This window comes from Rhizobium sp. K102 (assembly GCF_022385315.1).
Taxonomy (GTDB): domain Bacteria; phylum Pseudomonadota; class Alphaproteobacteria; order Rhizobiales; family Rhizobiaceae; genus Rhizobium; species Rhizobium croatiense.
In genome coordinates, this window is the sequence record NZ_CP092436.1 from 3,342,388 (window position 1) to 3,365,545 (window position 23,158).

Annotated in this window: 19 protein-coding genes and 1 pseudogene; 18 read left to right on the forward strand and 2 right to left on the reverse strand. The window is 62.1% G+C overall.

The genetic code is table 11. The annotated features are described in order from the left end of the window. Positions 1 to 111: 111 nt before the first annotated feature. The 8 genes and pseudogenes from rfbF to MHI61_RS22590 all read left to right on the forward strand — a co-directional run bounded on the left by rfbF (position 112) and on the right by MHI61_RS22590 (position 7,660). A complete protein-coding gene (rfbF, locus tag MHI61_RS22555; RefSeq protein ID WP_064681496.1) occupies positions 112 to 885 on the forward strand; it encodes a glucose-1-phosphate cytidylyltransferase in 774 nt (257 codons plus the stop codon). Further along, positions 876 to 1,940 carry a CDP-glucose 4,6-dehydratase gene (gene rfbG / locus MHI61_RS22560; protein ID WP_239792894.1) on the forward strand — a complete coding sequence of 355 codons (1,065 nt, stop codon included), beginning with the start codon at positions 876 to 878 and terminating at the stop codon, positions 1,938 to 1,940. The genes rfbF and rfbG overlap by 10 nt, the downstream gene beginning before the upstream one ends. After that, positions 1,937 to 3,173 (forward strand): annotated as a pseudogene (locus tag MHI61_RS22565) (class I SAM-dependent methyltransferase). The gene rfbG and the pseudogene MHI61_RS22565 overlap by 4 nt, the downstream one beginning before the upstream one ends. Beyond that, positions 3,170 to 3,712, forward strand: coding sequence for a dTDP-4-dehydrorhamnose 3,5-epimerase (gene rfbC, locus MHI61_RS22570; RefSeq protein ID WP_239790608.1), 543 nt, complete (start codon positions 3,170 to 3,172; stop codon positions 3,710 to 3,712). Before MHI61_RS22565 ends, rfbC begins: the two are co-directional and overlap by 4 nt. Next, positions 3,709 to 4,947, forward strand: coding sequence for a glycosyltransferase family A protein (locus tag MHI61_RS22575; RefSeq protein ID WP_239790609.1), 1,239 nt, complete (start codon positions 3,709 to 3,711; stop codon positions 4,945 to 4,947). The genes rfbC and MHI61_RS22575 overlap by 4 nt, the downstream gene beginning before the upstream one ends. A gap of 75 nt (positions 4,948 to 5,022) precedes the next feature. Further along, complete coding sequence (locus tag MHI61_RS22580; protein ID WP_239790610.1) at positions 5,023 to 6,171, forward strand: DegT/DnrJ/EryC1/StrS family aminotransferase; 1,149 nt, start codon at positions 5,023 to 5,025, stop codon at positions 6,169 to 6,171. Positions 6,172 to 6,203: 32 nt separating this feature from the next. Next, positions 6,204 to 6,962, forward strand: a complete 759-nt coding sequence (locus tag MHI61_RS22585; RefSeq protein WP_239790611.1) for a CmcI family methyltransferase — start codon at positions 6,204 to 6,206, stop codon at positions 6,960 to 6,962. Between the two features lie 23 nt (positions 6,963 to 6,985). Continuing rightward, positions 6,986 to 7,660, forward strand: coding sequence for a GNAT family protein (locus MHI61_RS22590; RefSeq protein WP_239790613.1), 675 nt, complete (start codon positions 6,986 to 6,988; stop codon positions 7,658 to 7,660). A 5-nt stretch (positions 7,661 to 7,665) separates the two neighbouring features. Here MHI61_RS22590 and MHI61_RS22595 read toward each other — a convergent pair whose 3' ends face one another. Then, entirely contained in the window at positions 7,666 to 7,998 is a 333-nt protein-coding gene (locus tag MHI61_RS22595; RefSeq protein ID WP_239790614.1) for a hypothetical protein, read from the reverse strand. Between the two features lie 61 nt (positions 7,999 to 8,059). Further along, on the reverse strand, positions 8,060 to 9,673 hold the full coding sequence (locus MHI61_RS22600) for a GumC family protein (RefSeq protein ID WP_239790615.1): 1,614 nt from the start codon (positions 9,671 to 9,673) through the stop codon (positions 8,060 to 8,062). A gap of 136 nt (positions 9,674 to 9,809) precedes the next feature. On the opposite strand from MHI61_RS22600, the gene MHI61_RS22605 reads away from it, so the two are divergent. From MHI61_RS22605 to MHI61_RS22650, 10 genes are all read left to right on the forward strand, one after another. After that, positions 9,810 to 10,859, forward strand: a complete 1,050-nt coding sequence (locus tag MHI61_RS22605; RefSeq protein WP_239790616.1) for a glycoside hydrolase family 5 protein — start codon at positions 9,810 to 9,812, stop codon at positions 10,857 to 10,859. Between the two features lie 2 nt (positions 10,860 to 10,861). Next, on the forward strand, positions 10,862 to 12,142 hold the full coding sequence (locus tag MHI61_RS22610; RefSeq protein WP_239790617.1) for a hypothetical protein: 1,281 nt from the start codon (positions 10,862 to 10,864) through the stop codon (positions 12,140 to 12,142). A 54-nt stretch (positions 12,143 to 12,196) separates the two neighbouring features. Next, positions 12,197 to 13,213 (forward strand): acyltransferase, encoded by a 1,017-nt coding sequence (locus MHI61_RS22615; RefSeq protein ID WP_239790619.1) that lies wholly within the window; start codon positions 12,197 to 12,199, stop codon positions 13,211 to 13,213. Positions 13,214 to 13,430: 217 nt separating this feature from the next. Further along, entirely contained in the window at positions 13,431 to 14,315 is an 885-nt protein-coding gene (gene purU / locus MHI61_RS22620; protein WP_239790620.1) for a formyltetrahydrofolate deformylase, read from the forward strand. 120 nt (positions 14,316 to 14,435) lie between these two features. Then, positions 14,436 to 17,375 (forward strand): aminotransferase, encoded by a 2,940-nt coding sequence (locus MHI61_RS22625; RefSeq protein ID WP_239790621.1) that lies wholly within the window; start codon positions 14,436 to 14,438, stop codon positions 17,373 to 17,375. 523 nt (positions 17,376 to 17,898) lie between these two features. Continuing rightward, positions 17,899 to 18,093: a hypothetical protein gene (locus tag MHI61_RS22630; protein WP_010033580.1), complete on the forward strand. Its 195-nt coding sequence runs from the start codon at positions 17,899 to 17,901 to the stop codon at positions 18,091 to 18,093. Positions 18,094 to 18,215: 122 nt separating this feature from the next. Further along, positions 18,216 to 19,211, forward strand: a complete 996-nt coding sequence (locus MHI61_RS22635; protein WP_239790622.1) for a P1 family peptidase — start codon at positions 18,216 to 18,218, stop codon at positions 19,209 to 19,211. Between the two features lie 44 nt (positions 19,212 to 19,255). Next, on the forward strand, positions 19,256 to 20,176 hold the full coding sequence (locus MHI61_RS22640) for a LysR substrate-binding domain-containing protein (protein ID WP_239790623.1): 921 nt from the start codon (positions 19,256 to 19,258) through the stop codon (positions 20,174 to 20,176). A 150-nt stretch (positions 20,177 to 20,326) separates the two neighbouring features. Beyond that, on the forward strand, positions 20,327 to 21,856 hold the full coding sequence (locus MHI61_RS22645) for an ABC transporter substrate-binding protein (protein WP_239790625.1): 1,530 nt from the start codon (positions 20,327 to 20,329) through the stop codon (positions 21,854 to 21,856). A gap of 354 nt (positions 21,857 to 22,210) precedes the next feature. Continuing rightward, positions 22,211 to 23,158, forward strand: coding sequence for an ABC transporter permease (locus MHI61_RS22650; protein ID WP_239790627.1), 948 nt, complete (start codon positions 22,211 to 22,213; stop codon positions 23,156 to 23,158).

Sequence of the window (23,158 nt, forward strand, 5' to 3'; positions counted from 1 at the left end):
GAGAAGGATAAACATCCGGCCTTTCCGCCCGAGGAGAGTCATCCCGCCTGTCGGGGTCTCAGCGAACTCCCGCGGAAAGCCGATTGCTGGACACTCTGGAGTTCACCTGGGATGAAAGTTGTAATTCTCGCCGGTGGCCTTGGCTCGCGTCTTGCCGAAGAGACCAGCGTGCGGCCCAAGCCCCTGGTCGAAATCGGCGGCATGCCGATCCTCTGGCATATCATGAACATCTATGCCCACCACGGCCTCAATGACTTCATCATCTGCGCCGGCTACAAGGGCTACATGATCAAGGAATACTTCGTAAACCTTGTTCTGCATCACAGCGACATAACCGTCGACCTCGGGGCCAACAGCATCAACTATCACGGCGGCAAACGACCGGATTGGCGCGTGACCGTGGTCGATACCGGCATGCATTCGATGACCGGCGGCCGTCTGGGGCGCATTCGCGAGCATCTCACACCAGGCGAACCCTTTTGCATGACTTATGGCGACGGTGTCGGTGACATCGACATTGCGGCCGAAGTCGCCTTCCATCGCGATCATGGCCTGAAGGCGACGATGTGCGCGGTAACCCCGCCCGGACGTTACGGCGCCACGAATATCGAGGGTCAGTTCATCACTTCCTTCGTGGAGAAACCGCGAGGCGACGGCCAGCGTATCAATGGCGGCTTCTTCGTGCTCGACCCCTCGGTGATCGATCTCATCCCGAGCGACGACACGATCTGGGAAGCCGGACCGCTGGAGTGGCTCGCCGCCAACAATCAGCTTGCCGCCTTCAAGCATGACGGCTTCTGGCAGCCAATGGATACGCTTCGCGAGCGCACCCATCTGGAGGAACTCTGGAATTCCGGAAAGGCGCCGTGGAAGCTATGGGCCTGACGGACTTCTGGAAAGGGCGGCGGGTCTTCCTGACCGGACATACGGGCTTCAAGGGGTCCTGGCTCTCCCTTTGGCTGGAGCGCCTCGGCGCCGATGTCGCCGCGGTTTCGCTGGCGCCGGAGACCGAACCGTCGCTCTATCGGAAACTCGCGCCCTGGGACGATCGCGGCCACCATATCATCGATATCCGTGATGCTGGCGCGCTTCTTGACGTCTTTCAAGGCTTCGAGCCGGAGATCGTCATTCATATGGCGGCGCAGGCGCTGGTGCGTCGCTCCTATGAGAACCCGGCCGAAACCTTCTCGACCAATGTCATGGGAACGGCGAATGTTCTCGACGCGGTCAGGCAGGCGCCCTCGGTCAAAACCGTGCTCGTCATCACCTCCGACAAGGTCTATGCCAACAATGGCAGCGGCATACCCTTCATCGAGACCGATACGCTCGGCGGCAAGGATCCCTACAGCAACTCCAAGGCCTGCACGGAACTCGTCTGCCAGAGCTATCGCGACAGTTTCTTCAAGGGGCGCGATATCCAGCTCGCCACGGTGCGCGCCGGCAATGTGATCGGCGGCGGCGACTGGTCGAAGGATCGGCTGATCCCGGATTTCATTCGCGCTTTCGAGAGCAACCAGCCGATCCTGCTGCGTTATCCGGAGGCGGTCCGTCCCTGGCAGCATGTGCTGGAGCCATTGGGCGGTTATCTCGCCTTCGCCGAAGCACTGACGCTTGGCGGTGACAGGAAGCTGCCCGATGCCTTGAATTTCGGTCCGCATCCCGAGAGCTTCGCGACCGTTTCCGAACTTGCCGAAGCGCTCGGGCGCGCGCACCGCGTCGAAGACGTGTGGCGGCTTGCGCCGGGCGAACATCTGCCCGAAGCGCCGGCCCTGACGCTGAGTTCGGCGCTGGCGTTCGACTCCATCGGCTGGCGGCCGCGCCTCAGCCTGCAACAGACCATCGACTGGACTGCCGCCTGGTACCGGGCCAACCGGGAGGGCGAAGACATGCGCGCCTTCTCGCTCGGTCAGATCACGGCCTATGAGGAAGCCATATCATGACAGCGCACAATTGCCGATTTTGCGACGCTCCGTTGAAGCATCGTTTCGTCGATCTCGGCTCGACGCCGCTCGCCAATGCCTATCTGACGGCAGAGCAGCTCACACAGCCGGAGCCGTCCTATCCGCTGCGCGCCTTCGTGTGCTCGCAATGTTGGCTGGTGCAGGCCGACGCCTTCGTGCCGCCGGAGGACATCTTCAGCCACTACGCCTATTTCTCCTCCTACAGCGACAGCTGGGTGGAGCATGCGCGCCGCTTCACCATCATGGCCCGCGAGCGCTTCGGCCTTGGCGCGACATCGCAAGTCATCGAAGTGGCGAGCAATGATGGTTACCTGCTGAAGCATTTCGTCGAGGCCGGCGTGCCGGTGCTCGGCATCGAGCCGGCAGAAAACGTCGCCGAAGTCGCCCGCGGTATAGGCGTTCCGACGGAGGCACGATTCTTCGGTAAGGCGACCGCCGCCGATCTCGTGTCGCGCGGCCACGCCGCCGACATGGTCATCGGCAACAATGTGCTTGCTCACGTACCCGACATCAACGACTTCGTCGGCGGGCTCTCGGCCGTGCTGAAGCCGGATGGTGTCGTCAGCGTCGAATTTCCGCATCTCCTGCGGCTGATGGAAAGCATTCAGTTCGACACCGTCTATCACGAACATTTCTACTATCTCTCGCTGCTCGCCGTCGAAAAGGTATTCGCCGCCCACGGCCTGAAGGTGTTCGACGTCGAGGAACTGCCGACTCGATGGCGGCAGCCTGCGCATCCTCGCGTGTTGTGCGACCTCGACCGCCCACGCGACAGGCGCTGGCCTGGCCAAAGTGCAGGCCGACGAAAAAACGGCCGGCTTCGACAGGACGGAAACATACGAGGCGTTCCAAAGCCGCGTCGCGCCGATCAAGGAAGGGCTGCTCTCCTTCCTCGAAGAGGCGAAGCGGAACGGCAAGAGCGTGGCCGCCTATGGCGCCGCCGCCAAGGGCAATACGCTGCTGAACTTCTGCGGCGTCGGCACAGATCTCATCGACTATGTCGTCGACCGCAACCCGCACAAGCAGGGCCATTACCTGCCGGGCAGCAAGCTGCCGATCTATGCGCCGGAGAAGATGGAAGAGACGAGGCCGGACTACGTGCTGATCCTGCCCTGGAACATCAAGAACGAGGTTGTTTCCGGCAACAGCAAGGTCGCCAGCTGGGGCGGACAATTTGCCGTCGCCGTGCCTGAATTGACGGTGCTCGGATGAGATTTGCGCCGACCGCGGTTGCGGGCGCCTTCGTCGTCGAAATCGAGTTACACGCCGACAACCGCGGGATGTTTGCGCGGACCTTCTGCGCGGAAAGTTTTGCCACGCATGGGCTTGCCTCGGTCTATCCGCAATGCAACCTCTCCCAGAACCACCGGCGCGGAACGCTGCGCGGCATGCACTATCAGGCTGATCCGAAGCCGGAGGCGAAACTGGTAAGGGCTGTGCGCGGCCGGGTCTTCGACGTCGCGCTCGATCTGAGACGGGGGTCGCCAACCTATCTCAAATGGGCCTCCGTCGAACTCGATGCGACCAGCCACAATGCCTTCTATATTCCCGCAGGCTGCGCGCATGGCTTCCTGACGCTCGAGGACGACTGCGAACTCTTCTACCAGATGTCGGAAGCCTATGTGCCCGAACTCGCCCGCGGTGTCCGCTGGGACGATCCCGCCTTCTCGATCGCCTGGCCTTTTAGGCCGAGCGTCATCAGCGAGCGCGACGTCGCGCTTGAAAGCTACCGCCAGGAGAGAAACCTTTGAGCGGCATCAAACTCAGCATCTGCATTCCGACATACAATCGCGAAGCCTATCTCAGAAGCGCGCTGACCTATTGCCGGAACGATTACAGGTTCGACTTTCCCTTCGAGATCGTCATCTGCGACAATGCCTCCACCGATGACACCCAACAGGTTGTCGAGGAGTTCCTCGCTCACGGATTACCGATTCGCTATTACAAGCGCGAGATCAATGCGGGTGCCAACGCCAACGTGACGAGCGCCCTGCGCCTCGGCAGGGGCGAATACCTCATCTATCTCGCGGACGACGACATACTGATTGCCGATGCGGTGGCCGAAACCGTCAAATATCTCGATGAGAACCAGGATGTGACCTGCGCTCATGCGCCCTGGTTCCTGTATGACGAAGTCGCCAACACCGACATCACGACGTTCTATCATGTCGAGGAGGACCGGAAGTTTGCGCATGGCAGCTTTACCGAGGTCTTTCACTATATATTCGACCGCCATATCTTTCCGGAAATCGCGATCTACCGCGCGTCGGCTCTGCGCTCGGCCTGGATTCCGCGCGATATATGCTTCTATCCGTTCCCGTTCCTTGCGCATTTCCTCGATCAAGGCGCAGTCACCTTCCTGCAGCGGCCGTTCTATCGCTCCATCGGCAATTCGGCGATCGTTCGCGACCGGCCCCAGGAAGGCACCAACGACGTTATGTCGAGCTGGGACCGGTATCGCGGAGGACTTGAATATTTCCTCTACACAGGGGTCAGACGCGGCGCACTGAACCTGACTCCCGACACACGCCGCAAATATGAGGAGATGTGCAGGATCTTCACGCTCAACCGCATGGCAGTCGCCTTCCGCTTCTGGGCGGCGCGCAAGAACTTCATCAAGGCGTATGAACTCTATACGCGCGTGATGTGGGGCGGGATGCTTGACCACCCGGAGATCCGCCCCTTCCGCGAAGGGCTGCCCCTGTTGGTGGCCATCCAAACGCTGGTCAGCGAGGTGAATTCGGCAGTCGGAATCGATACGCTGCTTCTTGCTGGCTTCACGGAGATCATCGCGCTCGAAAATCTAATGCGGGAGCTTGGCCTCAGCGAAAAGGTGAAGTTGACCAAGGAACTCAGCGACAGCCCGCTGGAAAGCACAGCCGTCTTCGTCAGCGTCGAAAGGGACCGGGAGTATTTCGTGGCTCTCGGCTACCTGCCCAATCTGGTGTTCCACGAGCACGACGTCGTTCGGCACATTCTCATGTGAGCCTGGCGCCAGTTTCAAAAGCTAGTGTCGTGGCAGGCGCCTGCGTCTTGACTTCAATTCAACAGAAATAGCGGCATGACAAACAGGATCTTTTATACCAAGCCTTCCATCACCCAGCTTGAAACCGATTATGCCGCGGACGCGGCAGCAACCGGCTGGGGCGCACGCTGTTACGACTACATCAACCGCTTCGAACGCGACTTCAAGGCCTATCTTGGCAGCGACTTCGCCATCGCGACATCGAGCTGCACAGGCGCCATGCACATGGGTCTGGCCGCACTCGGGGTCGGCGAAGGCGACGAAGTGATCCTCGCTGACACCAACTGGGTCGCCACCGTTTCGCCGATCGTCCACCTTGGGGCCAAGCCGGTCTTCGTCGACGTGCTGGCGGATTCCTGGTGCATCGATCCTGAAGAGGTCGAGCGGCATATCACCCCGAAAACCAAGGCGATCATTGCCACCCACATTTACGGCAATCTTTGCGACATGGATGCGCTGCTCGAGATCGCCAAGCGCACCGGAATCCCTGTCATCGAGGATGCGGCGGAAGCGATCGGCTCCGTCTACCACGGCCGCCGCGCCGGCTCGATGGGCGTCTTCGGCACCTTCTCCTTCCACGGCACGAAGACGTTGACGACAGGCGAAGGCGGCATGTTCGTCACCAGCGACGCCGCGCTCTACGAGCGGGTGCTGACGCTCAGCAACCACGGCCGCGCACGCGGCCAGACCAAGCAGTTCTGGCCTGATGCGATCGGCTTCAAATACAAGATGTCCAACATCCAGGCGGCCATCGGCTGCGCGCAGCTCGAGCGCGTTGCAGAGCTCGTCGCCCGCAAGCGCGAAATCCTCACCGCCTACATGCTCCGGCTTTCCGCCCTGCCTGGCATCTCGATGAACCCGGAATATAGCGGCACGATCAACGGCGCGTGGATGCCGACCGCGGTCTTTCATCCGTCGACCGGGATTACCCGCGAAATGATGCAGCAGGCCTTCGAGACCGCCAATATCGATGCGCGCGTGTTCTTCTACCCCCTCTCCAGCCTCTCCATGTTCGAGGACCGGCCGGAGAACGTGAACGCCTGGAGCATTCCGGGCCGCGCGATCAATCTGCCCAGCTATCACGACATGAGCGAAGCCGATGTCGACCAGGTGGCGGCAACGCTGCTCGACATGGCCGCCGGGCGAATCCACCACAACAGCACGGCATTACGGCAGTCGGTCTAAGACAGCCCTACAGCGAAGGACACAGAACAGTCATGACCACCAAGGACGATCGTCTCGAATTCGAAGCCCATAAGCGGGAGATGTCGCTTGCGCTCGGCAAGGACGAGGCAAGCTTCCAACAATCGCTGAACACGCTGATCGGGCTCGACAAGTTCGACTATTTCTATCTCTGGTCATGGATGGGCGTGCCGATCATCCAGCTGCCGGTCGATATCCTGGCGACCCAGGAAGTCATCTGGGCGACCAAGCCCGATGTCATCATCGAAACCGGCATCGCCCGCGGCGGTTCGCTGATCTTCATGGCGTCGATTCTCGCCGCCATGGGCAACGACAAGGCCAAGGTTGTCGGCGTCGACATCGACATCCGGGCCCATAACCGCGAGTCGATCGAATCCCATCCGATGTCGAGCCGGATCAAGATGATCCAGGGCGGTTCCGTCGACAACGAGGTGCTTGCTGCAGTGAAGGCCGAGATTCCACCGGGCGCCCGCGTGATGGTGGTGCTCGACAGCGACCATTCCTATCAGCATGTTCTGGCGGAATGCCGCGCCTACGGCCCGCTGGTGACGGAAGGCTGCTACCTCGTCGTCGCCGACACGCTCATCGGTCACCTGACCGAGGAACAGGCTTTCACAAAGCGCTCCAAGGTCTGGCTGCGCGGCAACGAACCGCTGAAGGCCATTACCGATTATCTGACGGAAACCGACCGCTTCGAGGTTGATCCGGTTCTGAACGGCAAGCTCGTGCTGTCTTCCTCGCCGGGCGGTTACTGCGTCTGCCGCAAGGCGTGAGCGGACAATCAGGGATCGTCTTGATGACGCAGGTCGATATCGTCAGTCTTAAGGACAACGCGGATCCGGCTGGACGGCTCCGGCTTCCGATCCGGGACGATCGCGGCAGGCACGTGGGCGACCTGCAATGCATCGACAGGTCGATGCTCGATGAGCCCGGCCTGATCGACGACCTAACGACGTGGCGCAACCAGTCGATGCCGTTTTTCCTCACGCAGTTCAGCGCCACCGAGGAACGCACGCGGTGGTGGCTTGAAACAATCTCGCTGCCCGCCGCCGATCGCATCCTATTCGTCATTTGCGATCCCGGCGGAAACCGGTTCGGCAATTTCGGCCTCTGCAACATCCGGCCCGGCTCGGCCGAATTCGACAACGTCATCCGCGGCAGGGCGAGTGGTATCGGGAACCTCATGTTCCATTGCGGCATGACAATGCTGGAGTGGATGTTTTCCGGGCTTGGGGTGGAAACGGCCGAACTGCACGTCTTCTCCCACAATGAAAAAGCGATCGGTCTTTACAAGCGGCTAGGCTTTGCGGCGGCCGAAAGCCTGCCGCTGCGGCGCACCGAAGAAGAAGGCATGGTCAAATATTCGCTCGTCGATCGATCGCAAGCAAATGCCGGCTTCGACTATTTGAGGATGAAGCTTCCGGCCCAGCGGTTCCGACAGGCGTACCCAAAGGCTTTGCTGACCGGCTAAGACGTCTATCGCACCGGCTGATAGTGGCCGCGCAGCGGCACCTTGCCGCCCATGGTGACGAAGCCGTCGCGTTCGCAGACATACATCAGCGTCGGCATGCCGCCGGAGCGGAAGATCTCGTCGTAGCGGCGGCGGACCTGGACGGTTTCAGTGCGGCAATTATAGGATTCCTCCTCCTTCTTGTCCGGCTGCGCCTTGACGCCGGGCAGACCCTTGTAGGGATAGAGGGCTTGAACGTCCGAATTCACCGGTTTCGTCCAGTCGACGGCGAAGGCGGACGCCGGCGCAAGGCCTGCTAGAGCAACGAGCAATATCGGAAACATCATCACAAGCCGCATGGAACCTCTCCTGCCGGCATCGTCGGCCGCCCATAGGATGTAGGAAAACCGGAGATCCTGATCAAGCAGCCGCTGCGGGCGATTTCCTGATATAGCTTCTGATGATGGGATGGCTGAAGAGGCCGGCGAGGATCGCAAAACCGGCGCCGACGACGAAACCGGCAAGCAGGCCGCCGATGATGCCGGCGACCAGCAGGATCTTCTTTCCCGGGCCATCGGCCTTGACGGGCGGCTCGGCCGGCGAGATGACGCGAATGTTGCTCTGGCTGAGGTTCTGCTCCTCGCTCGTCTGACTCGAGCGCTTCAGGACCGTCTCGTAGATATTGCGCGCCGCCGTCGCCTTGCGCTGCAATTCGTTCAGTTCCACCTGCTTGTCCGAGGTCGTCGCCTGCAGCGCCTTCTGCACGGCAAGCTCCTTGGCGATGCTGTCCTCGGCGGCCTTGGCCTGTTCGTATTCGCCGCGTGCCGAGGTGGCGAGACGCTGCAATTCACCCTTGATTTCGCCGGATATGCTCTGCAGCGAGGAGCGGGCCGCCTGCAGGCGCGGATGACGCGTGCCCATCTGGCTTTCGAGGCTGCCGACGGCGGCGGCCTGGCTGGAATATTGCTGGCGCAGGCTGACCAGTGGCGAAGTGACGCCGCCCTCGGTCTGATTGCCGGCGACGATGTCCTCGACGCGCAGATTGGCGACGGCGTCGGCGCGGGCCTTCGCCTGGATGGTCTTTTCCTGCGTCGTCACCAGCAGCGTGTTCAGCGAGCCGAGCCGCTGATCGGAAATCAGATTGCCCTCGGTCGCGGCCATGTCGTTGTCGGCCCGGAAGGTCTCGACCGCCTGCTCGGCCTCCAGCACCTTCTGGCGCAGGTCGTCGAGGCGTCCGTCGAGCGTCGAGGAGGTGTTTTCGTAGAGGCCGTTCGAGGCGCTGTTCTCCTCTTCGGTGAAGGCGGTGACGACCTGGTTGGCAAGCCTTGCGGATTTTTCCGGATCATTGGTCGTCGCGGCAAGCGAAACGACATAGGTGGTGGCCTGGCGGGTGATGACAAGCGCCTTCTGCAGGGTGCCGATGACGGCAGCGCCATCGGTCCGGCCGCCGGTGAACTCCGGATCCTGATCGAGCTTCATCGCCTCGACGACGCGGCGCAGCACATTGCCCGAGGTCAGGATCTGCACCTGGCTGTCGATCAGCGCCGAGATCATTTCCGGCGACGGACCGGAAGATTGCGCACCGGCCTCGGCAAGGCCGATCTGGCGCGGATCGAAATAAAGGCTGCTGACGGCGGTGAATTTCTGGCCGATGAACGGCGCCACCGCGCCGCCGGCGACGGCGCCGATCAGGGTCAGGGCAAGCACCACCAGCCGGCGGCTCCAGATCGCCGCGATGCTGGAGCGGAGATCAAGAAGCGGGGCTGCGGGTGGTGCCGATGTGCTCTGCGGCGGCAGATCGGCCGCAGGCCGCTCGGCAGGCGGAGGCGACGGCTGCTCGTATCGGCGCGTTTGCGCGATGTTGGCCGGCGGCGGCACGAAAGGCGGCGGAGAGGGTTCGGGCGCCGGGCGGGCGAAATCATCCGGGCGGACGACAGGACTGCGCAGACGCACGCCTTCCGGCGCAGTCTGAGGCGGCTCATAACTGCGCCAGCCGGGCAGCCGGCTTACTCTATTCCTGTCATACTGGCTCATACGCGCACTCGTGTCCCGCCCAGCGTGAAAGACTGAAGCCGAGGTGCCGAGACTTTAGAAATTCTTAGCTAACGGACCGTTAAGATACTGGCGGCCATAGAGATGTTGGCGTTTGCCGCGACTGCGAGGGATAGCCATGAGGACGACACGACATCTGACGGCGCTGCTGATTGCGGCCGCCCTCATCCCGTCGCCGGCGATTGCGGCCAACAAGCCCTGCTATCGCGGGGTCAATCTGTCCGGCGGCGAATATGGCGAGCGCGACGCCACCTACGGCACGAACTACATCTATCCGAGCGAGGAGACGATCGGCTATTTCGCCAAAAAGGGCATGACGATCATCCGGCTGCCCTTCCGCTGGGAGCGGCTGCAGCCGGCGCTCGGCGGTCGGCTCGACGAGGACGAGATCAAGCGGATCAAAGATACCGCTGCTTTGATCCGCAAACACGGCATGGCCGTCCTGCTCGACCCGCATAATTTCGGCTATTACGACAAGGTACAGATCGGCACTGCGCCGGCGACGGACGCCGCATTCGCCGACTTCTGGGCGAGGCTCGCGTTCGAATTCGCCAATGAGAGCGGCGTGCTCTTCGGCCTGATGAACGAACCGCATGACATCAAGGCAACGGACTGGCTCGATGCCGCCAACGCCGCGATCCGCAGCATCCGGGCCGTCGGCGCACGCAACCTCATCCTCGTACCGGGCACCGCCTGGAGTGGCGCCCACAGCTGGGAAAAGGACGTGATCGGCGGCGCCAACGGCACGGTGATGCTCGGTGTGCGCGATCCGCTCGATTTCTACGCCTACGAGGTCCACCAATATCTCGACGTCGATTCGTCGGGAACCCATCCGACCTGCGAAGGTGCGGCCGGCGCAGTCGAGGCAATCGCCGGCGTCACCGCCTGGCTGAAGCAGAACCACAAGCGCGGCTTCCTCGGTGAATTCGGCGCCGCCGCCGACAAGGACTGCATGGGCGGGCTGAGAGAAATCTACGCCACCATGTCTGGAAATAGCGACGTCTGGCTCGGCTGGTCCTATTGGGCGGCCGGCGAATGGTGGCCGGCGACCGAACCTTTCAACGTTCAGCCGCATGAGGGCGCTGAGCGGCCGCAGATGCGGCTTCTTGCCGAGGCGGCCAAAGCCGGTGCCGGCGCCTGCACCGCCGTCAAGCCCGCGGAGAACTGACCGTGGCAGCCGTCGATCAGAAGGCAGCGACGTTCACTGTGACGGGCAACCGGCTCGATGCGGCCGCGAGGGGATCGCGCGTCGACTATCCGGTGCTCTGGCTCGGCCTGCTGTCGGTGCTCTATAACGGCATTCTGGCCTTCATCAACCACAACATCATGCCGCTTTCGTTGACGCATGTCGCCGCCAGCGAGGGCCTGATTCTGGCAAGCGCCATCATCTACATCCTCCATAAGGGGATTTACGAAACCGACCTGCCGGCCTTCCTGTTCCTGCTGTTCACGCTTGTCGTGACCATCTATGTCAGCGTGCTCAACCGCATGCCCTTCGTCGATCATTTCCGCAACGTGCTGATCATTTTCTGCTTTTCCGGCCTCGGCGGGTGGAGCAACGAGAAAACGATGAAGCTGGCCTTTCGCTGGGCCAGCCTTGCGGTACTGATCTTCCTGATCTTCGAGATCGTCAGCGTGCCGTTCTATGTCAGTATCGTGCATCCGTCCGACTATTTTGCCAATACACGCGGGCTGCTGCCGCTGAGCTATAATAAGACGGGCCTGTTTCAGAACGCGCTCGGTTTTCCCGAGCGCTTTTCCTTCGGCATCATCGACCACCGCTCGTCGTCAATCTTCCTCGAACAGGTGTCGCTCGCCAATTTCTGCGGCGTGATCGCGATCTATCTGATCTCCATGTGGGAAAGAACCGGCCGTTGGGACCGGCTGCTATTCATCGCTACGGCAGTGCTGATCCTGGTGACGAACGATACACGCACAATGCTGATCTTCTGCTTTGCCTGCATCGTCGGCTATTTCGTCTTTCCGAAGATCCCGAAGAATTTCAATCTGGCGCTGATGCCGCTGATCGTCGCTGCGGGTTTCCTGGTCTATACCCTGAAACCCAATGCGACAGGCGACAATTTCACCGGCCGCATCAACCTGACCATGAAGAAGATCATGGATCTCGATCCTCTGGCCGTTCTCGGGCTTTCGGTCGACCGGGTCGGCGAATTCGCCGACAGCGGCTATGTCTATTTGCTCTACGCGGCGACCATCTTCGGCGTCATCGCTTTCTGGCTGTTCGTCTGCCTCTTCCCCGCCGGCCGCACGGCGGCGCAGCGACGTTGCGCCCATTCACTTTCTCTTTTCATTTTTCTGAATATGATGATCGGAGGGACCGCCGTTTTCTCGATGAAGATTGCCGGCCTCCTGTGGTTCGTCGTCGGATATATGCGCTTCCACGACAGCCCGCGCATCCGGCAGGGTCGTGCGGCAGATGTAGAGAGTTGACCGCAGCGGCACGGTGGCGACCGTCGTCCGCAAGCCCGGGGAGCAAGACGCTCGATGCTTGTCCAGCTTCAGTATCTGCGCGCCGTTGCAGCGCTGATGGTCGTTTATTTCCATGCGATATTGCAGCTTGCCAAAGTCGATCCCGCCATCGACGCCACGGCCTTTCTTTACGGTGAAACCGGCGTCGACCTCTTCTTCGTCTTGAGCGGTTTCGTGATGTGGCTGACGACGAGCGGGAGCGCGACGAGCCCTATCGATTTCGCCCGCCGCCGTATCAGAAGGATCGTCCCGCTCTATTGGCTGGCCACGTTGTTTTCGGCGGTCGTGGCGCTGGCGGCGCCGTCACTCCTAAAGTCGACCGTGTTCGACCTTCCGCATCTGACCGCTTCGCTGCTCTTCCTGCCATGGCCCAATGCCGCCGATCCGACAACGATCACCCCCGTCGTCATACCGGGCTGGACGCTGAATTACGAGATGTTCTTCTATTTCGTGTTCGCGCTGCTGCTGCCACTCTCGGAAGCCCGTCGCATTCCGGCCATGTTTGCCGTCTTTGCCGTGATCCTGATCGCCTGCCGGCTGCTGCCGGAAACGATCGCTACCCGATTCTACGGCGAGCCGATCATGCTGGAATTTCTCGCCGGCGTGGTGCTCGGCTGGCTTTACCGGCAGAAGGTGCTTCTGGCCAACCGCTGGGCATGGGCGGCACTGGCCACCGGCTTTGCGTTCCTCTTCGTCAATGAGGCGCTGATGCAGCCGGAGAGCCGGTTCTACGCCTGGGGAATTCCGGCGATCTTCATCCTCTACGGCGCAGTTTCCATCGACTTTTCCCGGCTGCCGGTTCTCGGATGGCTAAATTATCTCGGCGACTGCTCCTACGCCATCTATATCACCCACGCCTTCACGCTGGCTTTTCTGAGGGTCGCCGCCGACCGCCTGCCATTCGGTATCCTGCAGCAGCCGGTGCTCTTCGTGATCCTGTCGCTGGTGCTCTCGTCGATCGGCGGCGCCATCGTCCACGAAATCACCACGCCGCGCCGCAAGGTGGCCGCGGCAAGCCGTCCGCCGGCCTGACTTTCGTGCCGAAGGCGAGAATACGCATCCCCGCGGCGCTGGCGGCACAGTTTTTTGCGCAACTTCTTCTAAGCTAAGGCCTGGAAGCGAGAGAACTTGCAGAAACATGATGGTTCATCTTGCAATTTGTCGCATGAATGAAAGCGCACCGGCCTATTCGCGGCCCGGGCTTTGATCTAAGCACGGCGGCGCTCTTGAAGAGGGAAGAGGGACAGACATGACAAGCTATGTATTGACGGTATCCTGCAAATCGACGCGCGGCATCGTTGCGGCGATTTCGAGCTATCTGGCGGAGAAGGGCTGCAACATCATCGACAGCTCGCAGTTCGACGATCTCGATACCGGCAAGTTCTTCATGCGGGTCAGCTTCATTTCGGAAGAGGGTCTGTCGGGATCCGCGATCAGCACCGATTTTGCCGCCGTCGCCGCGCCCTTTGCGATGGATTATGATTTCCACGACAGCGAAAGCCGCATGAAGGTGCTGCTGATGGTGTCGCGCTTCGGCCATTGTCTCAACGACCTGCTCTACCGCTGGAAGATCGGGGCGCTGCCGATCGACATCGTCGGCGTCGTCTCCAACCATTTCGACTATCAGAAGGTCGTGGTCAATCACGACATCCCCTTCCACCACATCAAGGTGACCAAGGAGAACAAGCCGCAGGCCGAAGCCCAGCTGGTCGAGCTCGTCAATCAGACCGGCACCGAGCTGATCGTGCTCGCCCGCTACATGCAGGTCCTCTCCGACCAGCTCTGCAAGCAGATGTCGGGCAGGATCATCAATATCCACCACTCCTTCCTGCCGTCCTTCAAGGGCGCCAACCCCTACAAGCAGGCCTATGAGCGCGGCGTCAAGCTGATCGGCGCGACCGCCCATTACGTCACCGCCGACCTCGACGAAGGCCCGATCATCGAGCAGGACACGGCCCGCATCACCCACGCCCAGAGCGCCGACGACTATGTCTCGATCGGCCGCGACGTCGAAAGCCAGGTGTTGGCCCGGGCCATCCACGCCCATATCCACCACCGCACCTTCATCAACGGCAACCGCACCGTCGTCTTCCCGGCAAGCCCCGGAAGCTACGCCTCCGAACGCATGGGCTGAGGCTGGTCAAGACCCGCATCTCTTTTGCTGGCAAACGACAATCACCCGTTGCCTGCCGGCAGCAAGTATTTGATTATCTCGTTCAACGGGTAATCGAATCATGCTGCGGGAGGGGGTGTCATGACCGACGAGGCGCTTGTTGATCGCATGGCGCTGCCGCGTCCGGACGTCACCGTCGCGGACGCGGAAGAGATTCTGCTTGATCATTACGGCCTGTCAGGCACGCTTGCCGAACTCGGCAGCCAGCAGGATCGAAACTACCGCGTCGACAGTGATCGCGGCCGTTATGTGCTGAAGATCTGCCATGCCGCCTACGAGACCCGCGAACTCGAAGCGCAGAACGCGGCGATCCATCACCTGAAAGGCAAGGCAGACGCGCCGCGTGTTCCGAACGTCGTCGCCACGAATGACGGGCGAGAAATCCTTGTCCTCACCGTGCGTGGGCAGGGCTACCAGGTCCGGCTGCTGGAATATCTCGAAGGCCAGGGGCTGACGGAACTGACATATGTCGCGCCGGCTTCCGTCGCAGCGCTCGGCGCTCTCTGCGCCAGGCTGGCCCAGGCGCTTGCCGATTTCGACCATCCGGGCCTCGACCGCAGCCTGCAATGGGATCTGAGGCGCGCCGGGCCGGTCGCCGTGCAGCTGCTTTCCGCCATCACCGACAGCGCTGCCCGCGACCGGATCGCCAAGACCATGGTGCTGGCCGTTCGCCGCATCCAGCCCTTGGCGCCATCGCTCCGGCTGCAGGCTGTCCATCACGATGTCACCGGCGACAATGTCGTTGGTCATCGCGACGCCCATGGCCACACGATTCCCGACGGGGTGATCGATTTCGGCGACATCATCCGCGGCTGGCTGATCGGCGACCTCGCCGTCACCTGCGCCTCGTTGCTGCATCTGGCAAATGGCGATCCCTTTCATATCCTGCCTGCCGTCACCGCCTATCAGGCGATCTACCCGCTGAGCGACGACGAACTGAAGGCGCTGTGGCCACTGATCGTCGCCCGCGCGGTCATCCTCGTCGCCAGCAGCGAGCAGCAGATTTCAATCGATCCCGACAATGATTACGTCCGCGGCAATCTCGAGCGCGAGCGGGCGATCTTCGATACGGCAATGTCGGTTCCGTTCGAACTCATGGAAGCCGCCATCCTCAAGGCAGCAGGCGCGGACGTCGCCGCTCCGCAAACATCGGAATGGCTGCCGCTGCTGCCGGACATCGATCCCTCCGCGATCGCCTATATCGACCTTGGCGTGCGAAGCCCGCATTTTTCCGCCGGCAACTGGCTGAATGCCGATATGGACTGGCGGCTGCTGGCCCGGGCTGCAGCCGAAAGCGGTACGGCGGCAACGCGCTACGGCGAATATCGGCTCTCCCGCGCGGCGCTCGGGAATACCAAGGGACAGGCGACCTGCGCCCTGCATGTCGACATATGCCTTGCCGCGGGAAGCGCGGTCACAGCACCCTTTGCCGGCCGCATCGGCTGGAAGGACCAGCATCTGACCCTGACCTCCGAGACGATGACCCTGCACCTCGATGGGCTCACCCCTTCAATCGAGGGTCGGGTCGAGGATGGCGCCGTGCTTGCCGCCGGCGATCCGCTCGGTTCGGTTTTCGGAGAGGCGTCGTCGCTTGGCGGGCTGCGCCTCCAGCTCTGCAGCGTCGCCGGCCTCGAACCGCCGCTCTTTGCCACGCCGCGGGAGGCAGCCGCCTGGTCGGTGCTCTGCCCTTCGCCCTCGCCCCTTCTCAGCCCAGGAGCGGATGCGCCGCAACCGAAAACTGCGGAACTGCTCGTCACGCGGCAGGCGTATCTCGCAGACCCGCAGAAGCACTATTATGCCGCGCCGCCGCAGATCGAGCGCGGCTGGAGGGAGCATCTGTTCGATGTCGAGGGCCGCGCCTATCTCGACATGGTCAACAACGTCACGATTCTCGGCCACGGCCATCCCAAGCTGGCGGAGGCGATCAGCGCCCAATGGCTGCTGCTCAATACGAATTCGCGCTTCCATTATGCCGCGATCGCGGAATTTTCCGAACGGCTCGCCGCCCTTTCGCCGGAGGGGCTCGATACGGTCTTTCTGGTCAACAGCGGCTCGGAGGCGAACGATCTGGCGATCCGGCTGGCGCAAGCCCATAGCGGCGCACGCAATATGCTCTGCCTGCTCGAAGCCTATCACGGCTGGTCGGCGGCGAGTGACGCCGTCTCCACCTCGATCGCCGACAATCCGCAGGCGCTGACCACCCGGCCGGACTGGGTGCATGCGGCCGTTTCGCCGAATACCTATCGCGGCGCGTTTCGCGGGCCCGACACGGCAGCGAGCTATCTCAGCGCCGTCATGCCAATGCTGGAGGCGATCGACGCCGGCGGCCAGGGCTTGGCCGGCTTCATCTGCGAATCGGTCTACGGCAATGCCGGCGGCATTCCGTTGCCAGATGGTTATCTCCAGGAGATCTACGCGCAGGTGCGGGCCCGCGGCGGCCTCTGCATCGCCGACGAGGTGCAGGTCGGTTATTCCAGACTCGGTCATTATTTCTGGGGTTTCGAACAACAAGGGGTCGCGCCCGATATCATCACCGTCGCCAAGGGCATGGGCAACGGCCATCCACTCGGCGCCGTCATCACCACACGCGAGATCGCACGGTCACTGGAGAAGGAAGGGCCCTTCTTTTCCTCCACCGGCGGCAGCCCGGTCAGCTGCGTCGCCGGCCTGGCGGTGCTCGACATTATGGCCGAGGAAAAGCTGCAGGAAAATGCCCGCACGGTCGGCGAACATCTGAAGGGGCGGCTTGCCGCGCTGATCGACCGCCACCCGATCGCCGGCGCCGTGCATGGCATGGGCCTCTATCTCGGCCTGGAATTCGTCCGCGACAGAACGACGCTGGAGCCGGCAAAAGAAGAGACGGCGGCGATCTGCGACCGGCTTCTCGATCTCGGCGTCATCATGCAGCCGACCAGCGATCACCAAAATGTGCTGAAGATCAAACCGCCGCTCTGCCTTAGCATCGAAAGCGCGGATTTCTTCGCCGACATGCTGGAAAAGGTGCTCGACGAAGGCTGGTGAACGTAGCTCTTGCTGCCTTAACCAAATCGGTCATTTCGAGGCATTTCGGTTTTTGGGGATGTGGCCCATTGCCGGAATCAGCAAGGCTTCCTATCTCTGCTGCGGCGGTCGAAAGAGTTTCGATTCTGTCATCCGAATTTTACGAAGAGCTGATATGTTTCTTTCCGTAAGTTTTGGGCAAGGCGGAATGATTTTTTTCGGATCGTCGATTTTTTGACACGTTTCGGAATATGTTTCTGACAGGCTCTCGGGTAATCTCTACCAAGTTAGTAGATTACAGAAGAGAGCCATCACCGGCCCCGGGCTCTTCCGGGACCACTCAAGCGCAACGCCAACGCAAGGAACGAGACATGATAGACATCGATATTCTCGCCGATCTCCTTGGGCGACCTGTGCTTGGCAATGACCGTCCGGGCGCCCTCTCCCGCCCGAACTGTCGAATGTGACGTTCGTCCTCCTTTCAACGGTACCAGACAAGTCAATTCGCCATGGCTGCGCATGTCGCGCGGCAGGAGTTCTATCGATGAAGAAGCAAGTTATCGAATATGCCGGCGTTCCCGTCGGGATCGTCATTCCCGACGAAGACCGGCTGAAGTTTATCGCCGTGAAATATCATGTCCACGACCTCGACGAGCAGCGGTTCGGTTCGCCCGACGAGGTGCGGCTGGCCATCCATGACCTGATGACCCGCCGTCATCCGAAGCCGGTTCATGCCTGAGGGCACGCGGCCGCTGCCGAGTTTGGCGGCTTTCCTGTTGTGACCGGTCCTTAGGGGCCGGTCTTGTTTTTTGAGGACAATTGCAGTCCTATCGGCGGCCCTTCGTGCACAAGGATCCGCCCTTGCCTGAGCTTCTAAACCTGATCACCGATATTGATGGCGTCGCCGTCGGCCATGCGACCGATCTCACCCTCGGCTCCGGCGTCACGGTCATCGTCTTCGACGAGCCGGCCGTCGCGTCCGGTACGGTGCTTGGCGGCGCGCCGGGTGGGCGCGATACCGGCCTGCTCGACCCGTCGATGACCGTCAGCGCCGTGGACGCCTTCGTGCTTTCCGGCGGCTCGGCTTTCGGGCTTGATGCCGCCGGTGGCGTCCAGGCGGGACTGCGCGAGATCGGACGCGGTTTTGCGGTTGCTTCGGTGCGCATACCGATCGTGCCGCAGGCGATCCTGATGGACCTGCTGAATGGCGGCGACAAGGATTGGGGGCTGCATTCACCCTATCGCGACATGGGCTATGCGGCGTTGAAGGCGGCCGCCAAGGGCGTATTCGCGCTCGGCACCGCCGGCGCCGGGACGGGGGCGACAACGGCTACCTTCAAGGGCGGGCTCGGCTCGGCCAGCGCCGTCAGCAGCGCCGGGCACCGCATCGCGGCGATCGTCGCCGTCAACGCGCTCGGCGCGGCAACGATCGGCGACGGGCCGCATTTCTGGGCAGCGCCCTTCGAGAAGGACGGCGAATTCGGCGGGCTCGGCATGCCTGTCGTGACCGATCACAGGATGAGGCTCAAGGGGATGAACACGCCGGCAACGACGATCGGTGCGGTGGTGACCGATGCGCAGCTGACGAAGGCGGAGGCGCACCGGCTTTCGCTGGCCGGCCATGACGGCTTCGCCCGGGCGCTTTTGCCGGCGCACCTGCCGCTCGACGGCGACACCGTTTTTGCCGCCTCGACGGCCAGGCATCGGAGAGACGATATGGCAAGCCTGATGGAACTTTGCCACCTTGCCACCATTGTCATGGCGCGGGCAATCGCCCGCGGCGTCTACTCCGCCACCGCGCTGCCGGCAAAGGGTGGGCAAAAGGCTTGGCGCGACCGCTACCCGAACGCCCATTGATTGGATAGGGTCAGCCGAACATGCCGAATGGCGGAGAGACGTGAATGCAGATCCGGGCGCTGATGTATTTCGACGAGCTGGTCAGGACCAATTCGATGCGCCAGGCGGCCGAGAACCTCAATGTCGCGCCGACGGCGATCAGCCGGCAGATCGAGAACCTCGAGTATCACTTCGGCGCGCCGCTCGTCGAACGCAGCGCCCGCGGCGTCAAGCTGACGGCGGCCGGCGAGCTGCTTGCCGCCCGCGCCGGCCGGACGCTGCGCGAACTCGACCACGTGCAGCAGCTGATCGAAGATTTGAAGGGCCTGCAGCGCGGCCGCGTCAGCATCTATGCCAACGGCGCCACCGTCGCCAATCTGCTGGCGCCGGCGCTGGCCGAATTCAGCCTGAAATACCCGCAGCTGCGTTTTACCGTGACGATCGCCAGCGCGCGGCAGGCGGTCGATGCCGTCAACAGCGCCGAGGCGGATATTGCGGTGACGCTGTTTGCACCTGTCATATCAGGCACCAAGGTGCGGCTGCGCTCCGAGATCGCCTATGATTTGATCGCCACGCCGCAGCATCCGGCCGCCGCGCATGCCGAGATCCCGCTCAGGACGCTTGCCGACTACGCCTTGGCGCTGCCGGATCAATCCTTCGGCTTCCGCCAGGCCTTCGACGCGCTGTTCGAAAAGGAGGGGTTGAGCCTCGATCCCGTCTTTGTCACCAGCTCGCTCGAAATGCTGAAGGAACTGGTGCTTAGCAGTGCTGCGGTGACGCTGCTGCCGGCGCTGACTGTCCGCCGCGAGATCGAGGCGGGTCAGCTCCTGGCCATTCCGCTTGCCGGCAAGACCGGCATCCGTACCCATGTCGATCTCTGCGTCGCGCCCGACCGGCAACTGTCCTTCGCCGCGACGAAGCTGCTTGATTTTATCGAGAGGTTCATGCGCGAGCGCACGAACCGTCGGGCGGAGACGAGAGACTGACGCTTCGAGCTTGCATTGGCCGCGAATTTGCTGTGTAGCTTTTTCGGCTACACTGAGGACACAAAATCGTCATTGTGTGTGCACTGGCATAGTGCCATTTTATTCGCAAAAGGTCGTCGTCATCGGCGCGCGGCCAGACAAGGGAATATGATGATCAAGCTTTCCTTTGCGCCTTCGACGCATTTCGTTCGGCGGCTTTCCCTCGGTGCCGCACTTTCGGCCGGCCTCGTGATGGCGGCGATGACGCCGGCGGAGGCGGCAAAAACCACGCTCACTCTCGGCATGAGTGTCGAGCCGACCGGCCTCGACCCGACGATCGCGGCACCGGTCGCCATCGGCCAGGTGACCTGGCAGAACGTGTTCGAGGGGCTGGTGACGATCGACCAGGCCGGCAAGATCCAGCCGCAGCTGGCAAAAAGCTGGGAGATCTCTCCCGATGGCCTGACCTATACGTTCAAGCTGCAGACCGGCGTCAAATTCCACGACGGCGAGGCCTTCGATGCCGCCAGCGCCAAGTTTTCGCTCGACCGCGCCCGCGGCGCGGATTCGGTCAATCCGCAGAAGCGCTTCTTCGCCTCGATCGCCTCGATCGAAACGCCCGATGCCGAAACGCTGGTGCTGCATCTCTCAGCGCCGACCGGCAGCCTGATCTATTGGCTCGGCTGGCCAGCCTCTGTCATGGTCGCGCCGAAGACGGCGGCCGACGACAAGGTGACGCCGATCGGCACCGGTCCCTTCAAATTCGCAGGTTGGGCGAAGGGCGACAAGGTCGAACTCGCCAGAAATGCCAACTACTGGAACAAGGATGCCGCCGCCAAGCTCGACAAGGTGACCTTCCGCTTCATCGCCGATCCACAGGCGCAGGCGGCCGCGCTGAAATCGGGCGATCTCGACGCCTTTCCGGAATTTGCCGCACCCGAGCTGATGAGTTCGTTCGACGGCGATACCAGGCTCGTCACCAGGATCGGCAATACCGAGCTCAAGGTCGTCGCCGGCATGAACAATGCCAGGAAGCCGTTCGACGACAAGCGCGTGCGTCAGGCGCTGATGATGGCGATCGACCGCAAGACGGTGATCGACGGCGCGTGGTCGGGCCTCGGCACGCCGATCGGCAGCCATTACACGCCGAACGACCCGGGCTATCAGGATATGACCGGCGTGCTGCCCTACGACGTCGAGAAGGCCAAGGCGCTGCTGGCCGAAGCCGGCTATCCCAACGGCTTCACATTCACGATCAAATCGCCGCAGATGGCTTATGCGCCGCGCAGCGCTCAGGTGATGCAGGCGATGTTTGCCGAGATCGGCGTGACGATGAATATCGAGCCGACGGAATTTCCGGCAAAATGGGTCCAGGACATCATGAAGGACCGCAATTTCGACATGACGATCGTCGCACATGCCGAGCCGCTCGACATCGACATCTATGCCCGCGATCCCTATTATTTCAACTACAGGAACCCGGCCTTCAACGCGCTGATGAAGAAGGTCCAGGAGACGACCGATCCCGCCGCGCAGAATGCGATCTATGCGCAAGCGCAGAAGATCCTCGCCGAGGATGTGCCGGCGCTCTACCTCTTCGTCATGCCGAAACTCGGCGTCTGGGACAAGAAGCTGAAAGGGCTGTGGGAGAACGAGCCGATCCCTTCCAACGTGCTGTCCGGGGTTTCCTGGGAGGAGTGAGCTGCGGGCCGGTGGGGACGCGAAAAAGAGGATGGCCTTGGACAGATCCGAGATGTATTTGGCCGATATAACGCGCAGCCCTTTCCCTGGCTCGCCAACTCCGTTCAGCTGGCGCCGACATGGTTTGATTTCGCTGGATGGCACCCCTGGCGTCAGCACTTTTGATGGCTCGCTCCACCCACCCCGCACTCCGTCATGCTCGGCCGTGAGCCGAGCATCCACACGGCTTCCACCAGCCGCGACATGGATCCTCGGCTCAAGGCCGAGGAAGACGGAGAGTGGGGTGGAGCTTCTCGCCAAACCCAACGCCAGCCCATGGGAGAGCCGCCGTGCCACCTCGGCAGCGTGGCCCACATGATCACCCTCCTCGCCCGCCGCTTCGCCGGCCTTGTCATCACGCTTCTCATCGTCTCGCTGCTGATCTTCACCGTCATGGATCTCCTGCCCGGCGATCCCGCTTCGATCATGCTCGGCACCTCTGCAAGCTCGGAGACCTTAGCGGCGCTGCGCCATGATCTCGGGCTCGACCAGCCGCTCATCCTGCGTTACGGGCAATGGCTGGCGGGGGTATTGTCAGGCGATCTCGGGCAATCCTTGACCTATGGTGTTCCTGTCGCGGGATTGATCGTCGAGCGGCTGGCGGTGACGCTGCCGCTGGCGTTGATGGCGATCGCAATTTCGGTGGCGATCGCCCTGCCGCTCGGGGTACTGGCCGCCTCGCGCCGCGGCCGTGCCTTCGATATCGCCGCAGTGCTGTTTTCACAGATCAGCATCGCAATGCCCGCTTTCTGGGTGGCGCTGCTGCTGATCATCCTGTTTTCGACGATGCTCAGACTGATGCCGGCCGGCGGTTTCCCGGGCTGGGGCGCCGGTCTTCTGCCGGGATTGCAGGCGCTTGGTCTGCCGGCGGTTGCGCTGGCAATGCCGCAGGCGGGCGTGTTGACGCGAGTGGCGCGTTCGGCCGTGCTCGAGACCATGCATGAGGATTTTGCCCGCACCGCGGTGGCCAAAGGGCTTTCGCGCAGCGCCGTGTTGTGGCGGCACGTCGTGCCAAACGCGCTGATCCCGATCCTCACCATGATCGGGCTGCAGTTCACCTTTCTCGTCGCCGGCGCGGTGCTGGTGGAAAACGTCTTCAACCTGCCCGGCCTCGGGCGCCTTGCCCTTCAGGCGCTTTCCCAGCGCGACATCATCGTTATGCAGGATGTCGTGCTGTTCTTCGCCGCCCTCGTCATCGTGGTGAATTTCATCGTCGATCTCTCCTATCTGGCGATCGATCCCAGGATGAGAAAGGCGGCCTGA